The 15520-nt window shown below is 70.9% G+C and carries 14 protein-coding genes and 4 tRNA genes; 11 read left to right on the forward strand and 7 right to left on the reverse strand.

Annotated elements, in window-relative coordinates; all coding sequences use genetic code 11:
* Positions 1-258 precede the first annotated feature (258 nt).
* The 5 genes from CITRI_RS18210 to CITRI_RS0100120 all read left to right on the forward strand — a co-directional run bounded on the left by CITRI_RS18210 (position 259) and on the right by CITRI_RS0100120 (position 6803).
* Positions 259-2445, forward strand: coding sequence for an HNH endonuclease (locus tag CITRI_RS18210; protein ID WP_010142483.1), 2187 nt, complete (start codon positions 259-261; stop codon positions 2443-2445).
* A gap of 291 nt (positions 2446-2736) precedes the next feature.
* Positions 2737-4761: a threonine--tRNA ligase gene (thrS, locus tag CITRI_RS0100105; protein WP_010142484.1), complete on the forward strand. Its 2025-nt coding sequence runs from the start codon at positions 2737-2739 to the stop codon at positions 4759-4761.
* A gap of 29 nt (positions 4762-4790) precedes the next feature.
* Positions 4791-5411, forward strand: coding sequence for an HIT domain-containing protein (locus CITRI_RS0100110; protein WP_029138894.1), 621 nt, complete (start codon positions 4791-4793; stop codon positions 5409-5411).
* Complete coding sequence (gene pgsA / locus CITRI_RS0100115) at positions 5411-6055, forward strand: phosphatidylinositol phosphate synthase (protein ID WP_010142487.1); 645 nt, start codon at positions 5411-5413, stop codon at positions 6053-6055. Before CITRI_RS0100110 ends, pgsA begins: the two co-directional genes overlap by 1 nt.
* Positions 6048-6803: a GPP34 family phosphoprotein gene (locus tag CITRI_RS0100120; RefSeq protein ID WP_010142488.1), complete on the forward strand. Its 756-nt coding sequence runs from the start codon at positions 6048-6050 to the stop codon at positions 6801-6803. The genes pgsA and CITRI_RS0100120 overlap by 8 nt, the downstream gene beginning before the upstream one ends.
* Positions 6804-6822: 19 nt before the next feature.
* Here CITRI_RS0100120 and ybaK read toward each other — a convergent pair whose 3' ends face one another.
* From ybaK to CITRI_RS0100135, 3 genes are read right to left on the reverse strand one after another with little or no spacing between them, the layout of a single operon-like run.
* Positions 6823-7326 (reverse strand): Cys-tRNA(Pro) deacylase, encoded by a 504-nt coding sequence (ybaK, locus tag CITRI_RS0100125; protein WP_010142489.1) that lies wholly within the window; start codon positions 7324-7326, stop codon positions 6823-6825.
* Positions 7323-7823, reverse strand: coding sequence for a SufE family protein (locus tag CITRI_RS0100130; RefSeq protein ID WP_010142490.1), 501 nt, complete (start codon positions 7821-7823; stop codon positions 7323-7325). Before CITRI_RS0100130 ends, ybaK begins: the two co-directional genes overlap by 4 nt.
* Positions 7820-8722, reverse strand: coding sequence for a sulfurtransferase (locus CITRI_RS0100135; RefSeq protein ID WP_010142491.1), 903 nt, complete (start codon positions 8720-8722; stop codon positions 7820-7822). The genes CITRI_RS0100130 and CITRI_RS0100135 overlap by 4 nt, the downstream gene beginning before the upstream one ends.
* Positions 8723-8999: 277 nt before the next feature.
* Between CITRI_RS0100135 and zapE the strand changes: the two genes are divergently transcribed.
* Positions 9000-10100 carry a cell division protein ZapE gene (gene zapE, locus CITRI_RS0100140; RefSeq protein WP_010142492.1) on the forward strand — a complete coding sequence of 367 codons (1101 nt, stop codon included), beginning with the start codon at positions 9000-9002 and terminating at the stop codon, positions 10098-10100.
* Positions 10101-10184: 84 nt separating this feature from the next.
* Here zapE and CITRI_RS0100145 read toward each other — a convergent pair.
* The 4 genes from CITRI_RS0100145 to CITRI_RS0100160 all read right to left on the reverse strand — a co-directional run bounded on the left by CITRI_RS0100145 (position 10185) and on the right by CITRI_RS0100160 (position 10595).
* Positions 10185-10258, reverse strand: a tRNA-Gly gene (locus CITRI_RS0100145).
* Positions 10259-10292: 34 nt separating this feature from the next.
* A tRNA-Val gene (locus CITRI_RS0100150) sits at positions 10293-10364 on the reverse strand.
* 68 nt (positions 10365-10432) lie between these two features.
* Positions 10433-10503 (reverse strand) — tRNA-Cys (locus CITRI_RS0100155).
* 18 nt (positions 10504-10521) lie between these two features.
* Positions 10522-10595, reverse strand: a tRNA-Gly gene (locus tag CITRI_RS0100160).
* A gap of 162 nt (positions 10596-10757) precedes the next feature.
* On the opposite strand from CITRI_RS0100160, the gene CITRI_RS0100165 reads away from it, so the two are divergent.
* From CITRI_RS0100165 to rpe, 5 genes are read left to right on the forward strand one after another with little or no spacing between them, the layout of a single operon-like run.
* Positions 10758-11660 carry a hypothetical protein gene (locus CITRI_RS0100165; RefSeq protein ID WP_010142493.1) on the forward strand — a complete coding sequence of 301 codons (903 nt, stop codon included), beginning with the start codon at positions 10758-10760 and terminating at the stop codon, positions 11658-11660.
* Complete coding sequence (gene def / locus CITRI_RS0100170; protein ID WP_010142494.1) at positions 11657-12214, forward strand: peptide deformylase; 558 nt, start codon at positions 11657-11659, stop codon at positions 12212-12214. The genes CITRI_RS0100165 and def overlap by 4 nt, the downstream gene beginning before the upstream one ends.
* Positions 12211-13224 carry a methionyl-tRNA formyltransferase gene (locus CITRI_RS0100175; protein ID WP_010142495.1) on the forward strand — a complete coding sequence of 338 codons (1014 nt, stop codon included), beginning with the start codon at positions 12211-12213 and terminating at the stop codon, positions 13222-13224. Before def ends, CITRI_RS0100175 begins: the two co-directional genes overlap by 4 nt.
* Positions 13221-14768 carry an RsmB/NOP family class I SAM-dependent RNA methyltransferase gene (locus CITRI_RS0100180; RefSeq protein WP_010142496.1) on the forward strand — a complete coding sequence of 516 codons (1548 nt, stop codon included), beginning with the start codon at positions 13221-13223 and terminating at the stop codon, positions 14766-14768. The genes CITRI_RS0100175 and CITRI_RS0100180 overlap by 4 nt, the downstream gene beginning before the upstream one ends.
* Complete coding sequence (gene rpe, locus CITRI_RS0100185) at positions 14768-15457, forward strand: ribulose-phosphate 3-epimerase (protein ID WP_010142497.1); 690 nt, start codon at positions 14768-14770, stop codon at positions 15455-15457. Before CITRI_RS0100180 ends, rpe begins: the two co-directional genes overlap by 1 nt.
* Positions 15458-15520: the final 63 nt, after the last annotated feature.

The following is a 15520-nucleotide window of genomic DNA, read 5'->3' on the forward strand; positions in this document are numbered from 1 at the left end:
AAGGCGCTACCGTGCGGCTAGGCACCGGGCGCGGCGCCTCAGGAGCATGTTGCCCGTACTCCACATCCGACGCGTCCGCCCCGCTCATCCACACATCCCCGACAGGTTCTTACCGCGTCCACGCTGCATGTTCGAATATATGTACTAGAGAAAGCCGGACGGGCCGGAGTCAGGCTGCCTGCCGACCAAGGATCATCGGCTGGCCACGGAGCAACGGCCGTGAAGGGGAGCAACGGCCGTGAAGGACCAGCGGTAGCGATGAACGGGAAGGAGAAGGCCATGGGCGGGCGGATTCCGGACGAATTGATGGACTGGAGCCTTCCCGATCTCCTCGATGCTGGCCGGGCCTTGGTCGGCGAGTTGGCCGGCAGGCTCAGTGACCCGATGCTGATGGATCACTTACCGCACTTCCCCTCCAACGACCGACTGCATCCGGCCGATGAGTGGGGACTGTACGCGGATGTCGTGGAGGACATCAGCTTCGAGGACGCCATGGCGCAGACTCCGGTCGAGGTTCCGCCGCCCCGTGGAACGTTTCCCGAGTTGCACACCTCGGTGGAAGAGCTGGGCCGGGTCGTCGATTCGGCGCGGACCGCTCTGGCCGGTCACACCGACAGGCTGTTCGACGAGCATGCGAGCCGGAAGGAGATCCTCGGCATTCCCGAAGGCAAGTCCGCCTATCGCGATGCCGTGGACTACCTGAGGGAGCACCTGCGCATCTCCCGTCGGCACGCCAGGTCCCGGATCGAGCGATCCCGGCACGTCCTGTCCACCCCGAACCTCGATCGCACCCAGGCGATGCCTCCCCGGTTGCCGATCCTGTCGCGAGCCGCCTCGGAAGCAGACCTGGACCCGGCCGCCGTGGACGTCATCGCGTCTACCCTGGCTGGCGCTCGGGTGGAGTCGACGGACGCGAGGGTGGCCCCTGCGGACGTGGAGAAGCTGCTGGGCGAGGGCGAACGGTCTCTGGTGAGTTCTGCACGGGTCCTCGACCCGGACGCACTGGGCAAGGTCTGCGCGCACTGGCGGATCCGTTTCGACGCGCTGGTGAACCCGGACGGTGCCGAGCCCACCGACGGCCGACGGCGGACTGAACAGGGGCTGTTCTACCGGGGCCGGCGGACGGGGCTGCATCGTTGGTCCTTGGTGGCCACCGATGGCCAGCACGAAGTCCTCAAGACCCTCGTCTCAGCCGCCTCGAACACCCGAGCGCAGAGTTCCGCGCCGTCCAACCCCGCCGGTGCCGCTTCCACTCCGACTGGCTCCATACCAACCGCCGCTTCCACTCCCACCGGCGACTCCATTCCAACGGCGGAGTCCGCGAGTCCGGCTCGGCAGGCCTGTACCACGGGACCCACGAACACCTCTCGTGCAGGCAAGAGTGCCAGTGCGAACAGCGGAGCCGATACGGCCGTCGACGTCGAGGCCGACCTGGAGGCAACGCTCGATGGTGACCGTGGAACCGGCGGTGTCCGTGATCCTGATGGCATGGACGGGGCCGACGTGTTCTCGGACCCCGGCATCCTGTGGGCGCAGCAGCTACGGGCGGCAGGGAAGCTCGAGGCCCAGGCAGAGACAGAGCGCGCCGCACGGTACGCCGCCGCGGCGGCCGGCGCGGCCGTGGGCTGGAACACTCCGGTCAGCGACCCCGATGACCTGGACGAACGGACCCGGAACCAACAAGAACTGGACGGAATGATCAGCGCCCTGACGGGTGCCCTCGCCCTCACCGCCGGAACCGACGCTCCCGACGGTGGTGGGGGAGCCCGGCCACAAGTACTCGTAACGATCGACTACCAGACGTTGTTGGACCGCACCGTCCGGCCGTCGTCGGAGCTCCCGGTTCGACGATCATCGAGCGGGTCCGCTCCAGAGGCCTGCCCGGAGCCCTGCTGTGACTCCAGTCTGGAAGCGGAGCCCCGGAGTGGCAAGAGTCCGGAAAGCGCCGGTACCTCGGCGAGGGACGATGGATCAGGAGAGCGCGGGAGCCGGTTCAGTTCGGCGTCATATGCCGGGGAGATCAGCCCCACCACCATTCGCGCCTGGGCGTGCGACGCTGAACTGATCCCCGTCGTCCTGGGAGGCGAGGGTGAGGTCCTCGACCTCGGCCGGTCCCGGAGACTGTTCACGAGGACGCTTCGCCGCGCGATCACGGCCCGGGACGGTGGCTGCACCGCGCCGGGCTGCACCATTCCGGCGCCGTGGTGCGAGGCCCACCACATCGAGCACTGGGAACACGGTGGACCCACCTCCGTCGACAACGGCGTACTGCTGTGCTCGCACCATCATCACGCGGTGCACGCGGGGGGATGGACGATCTCGATGCGCCATGGCGTTCCCTGGTTCATTCCCGCCGCATACCGGGACCCTTGCCAGCGCCCCCGCCGCAACACCTACTGGCGCCCCGAGACGGCTGCTGAGGGTCCGCTCGGGATCCGCCCCTGACGTCGAGGCCCGTCACGCTGAACGGCACTCCGCCCTCAAGGGATCCACGAGGCGTCTGGACTGTCCGAGGACAACCCTTGAGGGGATCACTCCCGGCGGCGGGCTCCGTGGTGATTGTCCCGGGGGCCGGACGAGGGTGAGGCGAGAGCAGGGGATCAGGCGCTCGCGGACGATCAGGTGGGTGCCGCGGACTGGCCGTCCGACCTGCGGCCCTGCCCTAGAATGGCCCGTGGCTGGCGGTGGCCCCCGTATGCCACCAGCCGTGAAGCCCCAACCAAGGAGGAATGGCCCGTGTCCGAGGCGCCGCAGAGCGAGCAGATCACCATCACCGTCAACGCGGAACAGCGGGAGGTGGCCCTGGGATCCACCGGCACGGAGCTGTTCGCCGACGAGAAGACCACCGTCGTGATGCGGGTGAACGGCGAGCTGCAGGACCTGAGCCGCCAGATCCCGGCCGGGGCCGAGGTCGTCGGTGTCGACATCTCCGAACAGGACGGCCTGAACGTCCTGCGCCACTCCGCCGCCCACGTGATGGCCCAGGCCGTGCAGCAGCTGCGTCCGGGTGCCAAGCTGGGCATCGGCCCGTACATCACGGACGGCTTCTACTTCGACTTCGACGTCGAGGACCCGTTCACCCCCGAGGACCTCAAGGCCATCGAGAAGCTGATGCAGAAGATCATCAACTCGAACCAGTCCTTCGCCCGTCGCGTCGTGAACGAGGACGAGGCCCGCGAGGCCATGTCCGCGGAACCCTACAAGCTGGAACTGCTGGGCAAGCAGGACCAGGCGGACGCCGTCGGCGAGGGGGCCAACATCGAGGTCGGCGCCGGTGAGATCACCATCTACGACAACGTGGACCGCAAGTCCGGCGAGACCGTGTGGTGCGACCTCTGCCGTGGCCCGCACCTGCCCAACACCAAGCTGATCTCCAATGCCTTCGCGCTGACCCGTTCTGCCGCGGCCTACTGGCTCGGCAACGAGAAGAACAAGCAGCTGCAGCGGATCTACGGCACCGCCTGGCCCACCAAGGACGACCTCAAGGCCTACCAGGAACGCCTCGCGGAGGCCGAGCGGCGTGACCACCGCAAGCTGGGCGCCGAGATGGACCTGTTCTCGTTCCCGGACGAGCTCGGCTCAGGCCTGCCCGTCTTCCACCCCCGCGGCGGCATCATCCGCAAGGAGATGGAGGACTACTCCCGCCGCCGGCACACGGAGGCCGGCTACGAGTTCGTCTACACCCCGCACATCACCAAGCAGCACCTCTACGAGGTCTCCGGGCACCTGGACTGGTACGCGGACGGCATGTTCCCGCCCATGCACATCGACGAACAGCGTGACCCGGTCACCGGCGAGATCAGCAAGCAGGGGCAGAACTACTACCTCAAGCCGATGAACTGCCCGATGCACAACCTGATCTTCGCCTCGCGCGGACGGTCCTACCGTGAACTGCCCCTGCGGATGTTCGAGTTCGGCGCCGTCTACCGGTACGAGAAGTCCGGCGTGGTGCACGGCCTGACCCGCGTGCGCGGCATGACCCAGGACGACGCCCACATCTACTGCACCCGGGAGCAGATGAAGGAGGAGCTGGCCACCACGCTCACCTTCGTGCTGGACCTGCTCAAGGACTACGGCCTGAACGACTTCTACCTGGAACTGTCCACCAAGGACCCGGAGAAGTTCGTCGGAGACGACGAGGCCTGGGAGGAGGCCACCCGCACCCTCGAGGAGGTCGCCACCGCTTCCGGGCTGGACCTCGTCCCGGATCCGGGTGGCGCCGCCTTCTACGGCCCGAAGATCTCGGTCCAGGCCAAGGACGCGATCGGGCGCACCTGGCAGATGTCCACGATCCAGCTCGACTTCAACCTGCCCGAGCGGTTCGACCTCGAGTACCAGGCGGCCGACGGCACCCGCCAGCGCCCGGTGATGATCCACCGCGCGCTGTTCGGCTCCATCGAGCGCTTCCTCGGCGTGCTCACCGAGCACTACGCCGGTGCCTTCCCGGCCTGGCTGGCCCCGGAGCAGGTCGTGGCCATCCCCGTGGCCGAGGCCTTCAACGACTACCTCGCGGAGGTCGTCGCGACGCTCAGGGCCCAGGGCATCCGGGCCCGCCTCGACGACGGCTCGGACCGGTTCCCGAAGAAGATCCGCACCGCCTCCAAGGAGAAGGTGCCCTTCGTGCTCATCGCCGGTGGCGAGGACGCGGAGGCCGGTGCCGTGTCCTTCCGCTTCCGGGACGGCAGCCAGGACAACGGTGTGCCCGTGGCCGAGGCCGTCGAGCGCATCGTGAGCGCCGTGAGGAACCGGGAGATCCAGTGACGTCCCAGCCGGGGCAGCAGGGAGAGCCGGTGCCGGAGCGGGAGTCCGGGACCGACGGCGGCCCGCTCACCGACGACTTCCAGCTCGCCGGGACGCCGGACGGCTTCGAGCGACTGTGGAACCCCCACCGCCTGGCCTACGTCCGCGGGGGACAGGACCAGGTCCGCGACGAGTCGACGTGCCCGTTCTGCGCCGCGCCGACGCGGTCGGACAAGGAGTCCCTCATCGTCGCGCGCGGGACCACGGCCTACGTGTTGTGCAACCTGTACCCGTACAACGCCGGGCACCTGCTGATCTGCCCCTACCGCCACGTGCCGGACTACACCGACCTGACGGTGGAGGAGACGGCGGAGCTGGCCCGGCTGGCGCAGATCGCCATGACCGCCCTGCGGGAGACCTCGGGTGCCACCGGGTTCAACCTGGGCATGAACCAGGGCAAGGCCGGCGGTGCGGGCATCGCCGCGCACCTGCACCAGCACGTGGTGCCCCGGTGGGGCGGAGACGGGAACTTCCTGCCGATCATCGCCCAGACGAAGAACATCACCATCACCCTGGACACCGTGCGGACCGTCGTGGCGGAGGCCTGGGCGGAGGCCGAGGCCGCCTTCGACGCGCGGCAGGCGGCAACAGCCGGCGGGTCCGGTACCTGATGCTGAACCGCCACGCCAGGACGCTGTTCACGCGGATCCTCACGCCGCTGGCCAGGTTCCTGCTGGACCGCGGCGTGACGGCGGACGCCGTCACGATCGCCGGCACCCTGGGCGTGGTCCTCGGTGCGCTGGTGCTGTTCCCCGTCGGCGAGCTGTTCTGGGGCACGATCGTCATCACCCTGTTCATCTTCTCGGACGTCCTGGACGGCGTGATGGCCCGACTGGCCGGAAGCCCGGGTGCCTGGGGGAGCTTCCTCGACTCCACGCTGGACCGCATGCAGGACGCCGCGGTGTTCCTGGGCCTGATGCTCTGGTTCTTCGGCCCGGGCGACCTCGCGCCGGCCGGCATCGCCGCGGCGGCGTGCCTGGTCCTCGGCCAGCTGGTCTCCTACGTCCGGGCCAAGGCCGAATCGCTGGGGTTCGACGCGAACACGGGGATCGCCGAACGCGCCGAGCGCCTCGTCGTCACCCTGGTCTTCGCGGGGCTGACGGGCCTCGGGCTGGACCCCTGGGTCCTGACCGGGGCGCTCATCCTGCTCGCCGTGGCCTCGGCCGTCACGGTCGGACAGCGGGTGGCCACGGTCTACCGCCAGGCAGGGGGGCGTGGCGCCTCGGACCGTGCGGCACAATGGGGGCATGAATGAGGCCATCAAGGACACCAACGAACCTCTCATCGAGCGTCCCCTGAACCTCCCCGAGTACTTCTTGCTGCTGTGCCTCGATGATGAGAAGGGCCGCCTGCTGCTGGACGGCCCGACCGTCGGCCTCGGACTGGCCGGCGCCGCGCTGGCCGACCTGGCCCGCCGGGGTCGCCTGAAGGTCACCCAGACGACCGTGCAGAGCATCGACCGTCCGGAACAGGTCTTCACCGGTGACCCCAACCCTCCGGCCTGGGCGCACACCACGGACCTGGAGTGGCCCCTCGAGCAGGTCTGGGACATCATCCGGGCCTTCACCCGGCACCGCGATGCCGAGCAGTGGATCAACCGCTTCTCCCGCCAGTCCCTGCGGGACGCCGTGGCCGCCTCGCTGGTCAAGCGCGGGATCCTGGAGGAGGACGAGAGCATCGTGCTGTGGGTGTTCCACCGCACGCGCTACGTGGAGAAGGACCACCACTTCGAGAAGGAGCTCAAGAACACCCTGCGCTCCGTCCTGCGCGGGACACAGCCCGCCGACGAGATCACCTGGCCGCTGATCTCCCTGATGCGCAGCACGCGGCTGCTGCACCGGCTGTTCCCCGACTCGGACAAGGAACACATCCGGGCCGCCGCCCTCACGCCGGTGGGCAGCCCCGGAACCACGAATTCCGTGTCCGAGGTGCTCCAGGCCACCGAGAACGCGATCGCCGAGGCACTGACGGCGACCACCGGCGGTGCCTCCGCCCTGGACTGACGGTCCTGCGCGCGCGGCCTCAGCGCGGCGCCGCGATCCTCGCCACCACCGCTGACGTCACCTGCACCAGGTCCCGTGGCGCGAGGCCCACCTCCAGGCCCCGCTGCCCGGCGGAGACGTGCATCCGGGGCAGGTCGAGGGCGGAGGAGTCGACGACGGTCGGGACCGGGTTTCTCTGGCCCACCGGGGAGATGCCGCCCACCACGTAGCCGGTGCGACGCTCCGCGACGGCCGGATCGGCCAGGGCCACCTTCTTCACCCCCAGCGCGACGGCGACGGCGCGCAGGTCCAGGGAGCCGGAGACGGGAACGACGGCGGCGGCGAGCGAGCCGTCCGGGAGCCGGACCATCAGGGTCTTGAACACCTCCGCGGGCTCGAGCCCCAGCACCGCGGCGGCCTCGGCCCCGTATCCCGGCCGTGGCGACGCCGCGGACTCGAAGCCGATCACCTCGTGCTCGACGCCGGCCCGCTCCAGGACGCGCAGGGCCGGCGTCGCCGCCGACCGGGACGGCCGTCCGCTCACCCCGCCGGCTGGCCGGCGAGCTGGTCGGCGATGTTGCGCTTGATCCGGCCCAGCATGGCGGACATGCCGCGCAACCGCAGCGGGGTCAGGGCCTTCTGCAGGCCCAGCCGGGAGGAGAGGTCCTCCGGGACGGCCAGGACGGTCGCGGCGCTCAGGCCGTCGAGTCCCTGGGCGAGCACCGAGGCGAAGCCGCGCGAGGTCGGCGCCTCCGGTGGTGCGGAGATGAACAGGCGGACGATCGAGTCCGGCGACGCCGGGCCGGAACCGGGGGACTGCGCCTCCCGGTCCTGCGCGTCCTGGAGCTCGACGGCGAGGAAGAGGGGGGACTGGCACTCGATGACCTGTTCCATCTCGTCCTCGTGCCCGGCATAGCGCTCCGGCAGCGCGGGGAGCTCATCGGAGAACTCGAGCAGCAGCTCCAGCTTCTCCGGGTCCGGCACCGACTGGAAGTCCTCGATGATCCCCCGGAGCGTCTCGGGGAGTGCCGTGGTGGTCATCGCGGCAGCTCGCCGCGGTCCTCGCCGACCGCGATGGGCAGGCGCACGGAGTTGCCCCACTCGGTCCACGAGCCATCGTAGTTGCGGACCTTCTGGTAGCCGAGCAGGTGGCGCAGCACGAACCAGGTGTGCGAGGACCGCTCGCCGATACGGCAGTACGCCACCACGTCGTCGGACTCGCCGAGGCCGGCGTCCTGCGCGTAGATCTGCTCCAGCTCCTCGCGGGACTTGAAGGTCCCGTCCTCGTTGGCGGCCCTCGCCCACGGCACGGAGGCCGCGGTGGGGATGTGCCCGCCGCGCAGGGTCCCCTCCTGCGGGTAGCCGTCCATGTGGGTGGTCTCGCCGGTGTACTCCAGCGGGGAGCGGACGTCGATGAGGGGCTTGCCGAAGTGGCCCAGGACGTCCTCGCGCGAGGCCCGCTCGGTGGTGTCGTCGCGCTCGGTGACCGGGTACTCGGCCGGGGAGACCTGCGGGACGTCCCGGGTGGTCTCGCGGCCCTCGGCGATCCACTTGTCCCGGCCACCGTTCATCAGGCGGGTGTCCGGGTGGCCGTAGAGGGTGAACACCCACAGGGCGTAGGCCGCCCACCAGTTGGACTTGTCCCCGTAGAAGACCACGGTGGTGTCCCGGGTGATCCCCTTGGACCCGACCACGCGGGCGAACTCCTCCGGGCCGATGAAGTCGCGCGTCACCGGGTCGTTGAGCTCGGTGTGCCAGTCGATCTTCAGGGCCCCGGGGATGTGTCCCGTGCTGTAGAGCAGCGTGTCCTCGTTGGACTCCAGGACCACGACGTTCTCGTCCTGGAGGTGCTCGGCGACCCACTGGGTGGACACGAGCTTGTCCGGGTGCGCGTATCCGCTGAACTCGTCAACGCCTGCGGTGTCTGCGGTGGTCGTCATCCTCGGCAGTGCCTTTCGCTTCGCGGGTCCCCGCGGGAAGGTGCTGCGGGGCGGTGACCGTCACGGGCCGTGTCCACCCTATCGGTGGGGGACGCCGGCTGCCGGTGGACGGCCATCGGTGTTCACATTACGCCACAATATCGCGTGGTAATTGGACACGGGGTCGGCAGGTGCTCCGGGCCCGCGCTCGTGGCCCGGGGCAGCGGGCGCGCACCGGTAGAGTTGCCCTGTCCTCACCCCCCTCACGCCTCTCTACACCGCCAGGACGGAGCCGCTCGTGGCCGAGATCGTTCACCTCGCCGACCGCACCCCGCAGGTGTCCGCAGAGGACCTACTGGCCGGATTCCACCCGTCCTACCGCTTCGGCGAGGTCTCCTTCGACACCTACATCCCCGACCCGACGCACCCCTCGCAGGCCGAGGCCGTGCATCGGCTGCGGGACTTCGCGGCCTCCATCAACGGCCGGGGCGGAGGCGCCGAGTCCGGGGGAGGTGGTTTCCTGGGCCTGTTCAAGGGACGGGACAAGCGCTCGGGGAACGGCCGCGGCGGGCGCGGGGGCAACGGCGCGTCGGCCACCGGCATCTACCTCGACGGCGGCTTCGGGGTCGGCAAGACCCACCTGCTGGCCTCGCTGTGGCACGCGGCCCCGGGTCGGAAGGCGTTCGGCACGTTCGTCGAGTACACCAACCTGGTGGGCGCTCTGTCCTTCCGCAAGACCGTGGACGTGCTCAAGGAGTACACCCTGGTCTGCATCGACGAGTTCGAGCTCGACGACCCGGGTGACACCGTCCTGATGTCACGGCTGATGCGGGAACTCGCCGACGCGGGCGTGCGGCTCGTGGCGACCTCCAACACGCTGCCCGGGTCGCTGGGGGAGGGCCGCTTCGCCGCGCAGGACTTCAAGCGCGAGATCCAGGTGCTGGCCGAGCAATTCGACGTGATCCGCATCGACGGCGAGGACTACCGCCATCGCGGGCTGGCCGCGGCGCCCGAGCCGCTGGCCGACGACGCACTCATGGAGATCGTCCGGGAGCAGTTCCCCCAGGCCAGGGTCGTGTCCCAGGACGACTTCTCCGCCCTCACCGCGAACCTGTCCCGGGTGCACCCGAGCCGGTATCGCACGCTGGTGGAGGACATCGACGTGATGGTGCTGCACGGGGTGGAGACCATCACGGAACAGGCGATGGCCCTGCGCTTCGTCGTGCTGGCCGACCGCCTCTACGACAAGGACGTGCCCGTCATCGCCTCCGGGGTGCCGTTCGACCGGTTGTTCACCGAGGAGATGATGAACGGCGGTTACCTGAAGAAGTACTTCCGCACGGTGTCCCGCATGACCGCACTGGTCCGTGAGGGGCAGATGGGGGAGACGGGCCTGTAGCGCCACCGGGCCCGGCCGGTCCGCCGGCTGGGCCCGCGGGGACAGCAGAAAGGCCCTCCCGATCGGGAGGGCCTTTCTCGAGGGAGCGGATGACGAGATTCGAACTCGCGACCTCCACCTTGGCAAGGTGGCGCTCTAGCCAACTGAGCTACATCCGCGTGGCCGGTCGGTCCCCGGGGGGCGTTCCGTCCGTGCGCGATACTGGGATCGAACCAGTGACCTCTTCCGTGTCAGGGAAGCGCGCTACCGCTGCGCTAATCGCGCTGGGGGTTTCCGGTGACCCGGAATCCTTCAGCTGCAGGTCCCCATCCTAGCGGATGGCGACCGATGCGAGGTGGGGACGGGATTCGAACCCGCGTACACGGCTTTGCAGGCCGTTGCCTCGCCTCTCGGCCACCCCACCAGGGTTGGGAGACTTGCGAGCGGATGACGAGATTCGAACTCGCGACCTCCACCTTGGCAAGGTGGCGCTCTAGCCAACTGAGCTACATCCGCACAGAAAACTGGTGACCGGAAGAACCAGTCACCGTGATTTCCAACGAGAGATGACTCTACTGCACGTTCGGGCCGATCGTCCAATCGGCCCCACGACCCGCGTGTCCACCCCTGTCCGGACGCGCCCTTACGGTGTCCGGACGGATGGGAGAATGGATGACCATGACGCAGCCCCGACTCGCCCACCAGACCGAATACGGCCGCATGTACGCCCGCAGCCTGGACGGCGTGCCGGAGGTCCCCTCCATCACCACGGTGATCGGTCAGCAGGCGGCAGACCTGAGCGGCTGGGCGGGTCACATGGCCGCCACCGCCGTCATCGAGGACCCGCGCCTGCCCCAGGTCGTCGGTTCCCGGCCGCAGCTGAAGTCGGTGGCGCGGCAGGCGTCCAGCGCCGCCGAGCGGTACCGGGACGAGGCGGCCGCCCGCGGGGACCGCGTCCACGACTACGCCGAACAGGTCGGGCTGCGGGCGCTGGGCCGGCCCCACCGCACGGCCGAGGTACGAGCCGTGCTGGCCGACCACGGGGAGGGCGCCTACGCGGACCGCTTCGACGAGTGGTGGGACCTCTACGACGTCCGCCCCCTGGCCACCGAGCTGACCGTCTGGAACGCGACCGTGGGCTACGCCGGGACCCTGGACCTCGTCGCCACCATCGGCGGACGGACCTGCATCATCGACTACAAGACCAAGGGCACCACGCGCGACGGCCGGGTGAAGCCGCTGGACGCCAAGGTCGTCATGCAGCTGGTGGCCGGGCTGCGCGCCGAGGAGTCCCTCGTCGATCCGGCGACCGGCACGTGGGAGCCCTGGCGCTACGGGGACGCACCGGTCCTGCTCGGCGTCGCCCTGGGCCAGACCGAGGTCGTCGCCCACCAGGCCAACCCCCAGGTGCTCCCGGCCCACTGGCGGAAGTTCTGGGCCCTGCGCCAGGTCTGGGGCTACTCCCAGGTCGCCGACAGCGCCGGCCCGGCACTGCGGCCCATCGGACCCCCTCCGGCCCCGGCCGCCGGACAGGCCCCTGCCGCCGGCCAGGGGACGGGCGCGACTAAGGTGGGCGCGTGAGCGTCCTTCCCATCCGCACCTTCCCCGACCCTGTCCTGCGCACGCCTGCGGCCGCTGCCGGGCCGGACCGGACCGACCTGCACCGACTGGTGCAGGACATGTTCGAGACCATGGACGACGTCGGCGGCGTCGGCCTCGCCGCCCCGCAGGTCGGCGTGGAGCTGCGCGTCTTCACCTTCGACGTGGAGGGGCGGCGCGGACACGTCATCGACCCGGTCCTGCAGACCTCCGGAGAGCTGGTCACCGAACCCGGCGAGGGCTGCCTGTCCGTCCCGGGACTGCACTACAACCCGGAGCGGTACTCCGAGGCCGTCGTGACCGGCGTCGATGCGGACGGCCGGCCCGTGGAGTACCGGGGTCAGGGCCTGCTCGCCCGGTGCTTCCAGCACGAGGTCGACCACCTGGAGGGCCGGCTCTACATCGACCGGCTGACGGGGGAGGACCGGAAGGACTCACGGCGCAGACTGCGCGACCGCGCCTACGGCCAGGTGTCGGGGACCACGCAGGCTGACCGCGCCAAGTCCGTGAACTCAAGCTTCGGGGGTGCCCGGTGAGCGCCGCCCGCGCGGACTTCCGCGTCCTGTTCGCGGGGACCCCGCAGACGGCCGTGCCGTCCCTGGAGGCCCTGGTCGAGGCCGGGTTCTCGGTGGTTGCCGTGCTCACCCGCCCGGACGCCCCCGTGGGCCGCAAGCGGACGCTGACGCCGTCGCCGGTCGCGGCGCGGGCCGCGGAGCTCGGGATCCCGGTCCTGCACGCCTCCCGGCTCACCGGGGAGCCCGGCCGGGACACGCTCGACCGGATCGCCGCACTGGACCTGGACGCGGCCGCCGTCGTGGCCTACGGGGCCCTCGTGCCGGCGGCGGGACTGTCCCTGCCGCGTCACGGCTGGGTGAACCTGCACTTCTCGCTGTTGCCCGCCTACCGGGGCGCGGCCCCGGTGCAGCACGCCATCCTCGCCCAGGAGGCCGTCACCGGAGCCTGCGTGTTCCAGCTCGAGGAGGGCCTGGACACCGGTCCGGTGTTCTCGCGACTGACCCGGGAGCTCGAGCCGGGGGAGACCGCCGGCGAGGTGCTGGCCGACCTCGCCGTCAGCGGCGCCGCGCTGCTGGCCCAGACCCTCGCCGGGCTCCAGGACGGAACCGCCCGGGCCGAGCCCCAGTCCGGGGAGCCGACCCTGGCGCCGAAACTCGGGCAGCAGGACGGTCACGTCGACGCCGGCCAGGCCGCCGCTGCGGTGGCGGCCCGCATCAACGGCACCACGCCGGAACCGGGCGCGTGGGCCCTCCTGGCCGGCCCGGCGCCGGCCGACGGCCCGGTGCGGATCAAGCTCGTCGGTGCACGGCCCGAGGCGGTGCCCACCACGGACGGGAACGCCCCGGCATGCCCGCGCCGGCCCGGGGATCTCGTGGTGGGCCGGAGGTCCGTCCACCTCCAGTGCGCCGATGGCACCATCCGCCTGGAGGGTGTCCAGCCGGCCGGGAAGAAGGTCATGGCCGCGGCCGACTGGGCCCGCGGACTACCCGAGGGTGCCCGGTTCCTGACCGGGTCGGAGGAGGCACGGTGAGTGAGCGGAACAACCGGGGACGGCCCGGCCGGGGTGGCGGCGAGCGGGGCGATGAACGCCGCGACGACCGCGGCCGGACGCGCAACCGTGGCACCTCGGGTGGCCCACGGAAGTACTCCGCCACGGCACCCTCCCAACGTCGGCGCTCGGCGGACCCGTCCCGGCTGGCGGCCTTCGAGACCCTGACCGCGGTCAGCCGCGACGACGCCTACGCCAACCTCGTTCTGCCGTCCCGGATCGCGGCACACCGCCTCGACCGCCGGGATGCCGGGTTCGCCACCGAGCTGGCCTACGGGACCCTGCGGGGCCAGGGGTTCTACGACGCCGTCCTGGCCACCTGCGTCGACCGGTCCCTGGACCAGCTCGACCGCCCCGTGCTCGACGCGCTGCGGCTCGGGGCCCACCAGTTGCTCGGCATGCGGGTACCCGCACATGCCGCCCTGGACGCCACCGTGGCCCTCGTCCGGGACCAGGTCGGCGCCGGACCCTCGGGCCTGGTCAACGCCGTGCTGCGCAAGGTCAGCGCCCAGGACCGCGAGGCCTGGCTGGAGCAGCTGGCACCGGCCTCCGGTGACGACGACGCCCTGGCGATCCGCCACTCGCACCCGCGGTGGATCGTCCGGGCCCTGCGCCAGTCGCTGGCCAACCACGGCCGTCCCACGAACGAGCTGGACGCCCTCCTCGAGGCGGACAACGCCGCCCCCGTCGTGAACCTGGTGGCGCTTCCCGGGCTCGGCGACCTGGCCCCGGTCCTCGAGGCCGGTGCCGAACCCGGCCCCCTCGCCCCGGACTCGGCGCTCTACCGGGGTGGCGACGCCGGCCGGTTGCCCGGGGTGCGGGAGGGCACGGTCCGCGTGCAGGACGTCGGCTCGCAACTGACCGCTCGCGCCCTGGCCGGGGTGGAGCCGGGGGAGACCACGGGCGAACGCTGGCTCGACCTGTGCGCGGGCCCCGGGGGCAAGGCGGCCCTGCTGGCGGCCCTGGCCCATCAGCGCGGGGCCACCCTGCTGGCCAACGAGGTCGCCGAACACCGCGCGGCGCTCGTCGAGCAGTCCCTGGCCGCGGTGCCGCAGACGGCGTGGACGGTCCGCTGCGGCGACGGACGGGACGTGGGCGATGAGGTGGGGTCCGGTCAGCGTCAGCCGTTCGACCGCGTCCTGGTCGACGCGCCCTGCACCGGCCTGGGGTCCCTGCGCCGCCGGCCGGAGTCGCGATGGCGACGCCAGCCCTCCGACCTGGGACCGCTCACCGAGCTCCAGCGCCAGCTGCTCGACTCCGCCGTCACCGCGCTGGCCCCCGGCGGCGTCCTCGGCTACGTGACCTGTTCCCCGCACCCGGCCGAGACCGTCTTCCAGGTCCAGGACGTGCTCAAGCGGCACCCGGAGCTGGAACTGCTGGACACCGTGGGCGCCCTCGACGCGGTGGCCACCGGGGACGTCTCCGGTGCGGGGACCGCCGGCGCACCGGGCACCGCCCAGCTCTGGCCCCACCTGCACTCCACCGACGCCATGTTCATGGCCCTGTTCCGCAAGGGAGCCTCGTGATGACCCACGCCATGCCGCACCGCGCCGAGCACACCCGGGGGATCCACATCCACCCGTCGATCCTGTCCGCCGACTTCGCCCGGCTCGCCGAGGAACTGCAGCGAATCGGTGGAGCGGACGCGGTGCACGTGGACGTCATGGACAACCACTTCGTGCCGAACCTGACCTTCGGACTGCCGGTGGTGCAGGCCATCCGCTCCGCGACCGACCTGCCCCTGGACGTCCACCTCATGATCGAGGACGCCGACCGGTGGGCTCCGGGCTACGCGGAGGCCGGGGCGGAGTCCGTGACCTTCCACGCCGAGGCCTCCGTGGCACCGATCCACCTGGCCCGCGAACTGCGCCGGCACGGCGCCCGGGCGGGGATGGCGATCAAGCCCCAGACCGCCGTCGAGCCCTACCTGGACATGCTCGCGGACCTGGACATGCTCCTGCTGATGACCGTGGAACCGGGTTTCGGCGGTCAGTCCTTCCTCGACGAGGTCCTGCCGAAGATCCGGCGCGCTCGTGAGGCCCTGGACGGTTCCGGCGTCCCGGTGGCGCTCCAGGTCGACGGGGGCATCACCGAGGACACCATCCTGCGCGCCGCCGAGGCGGGGGCCGACGTCTTCGTGGCCGGTTCGGCCGTGTACGGCGCCGAGGACCCGGCGGGCGCCATCGAGGCGTTGCGGCGCGCGGCCCTGGGCTGACCACCGCGGTGCCGGAGGGCCCCCATGACGCAGTGAGACATGGAACACGTCACCTGCACGGGA

Source organism: Citricoccus sp. CH26A (assembly GCF_000224415.1).
Taxonomy (GTDB): Bacteria; Actinomycetota; Actinomycetes; order Actinomycetales; family Micrococcaceae; genus Citricoccus.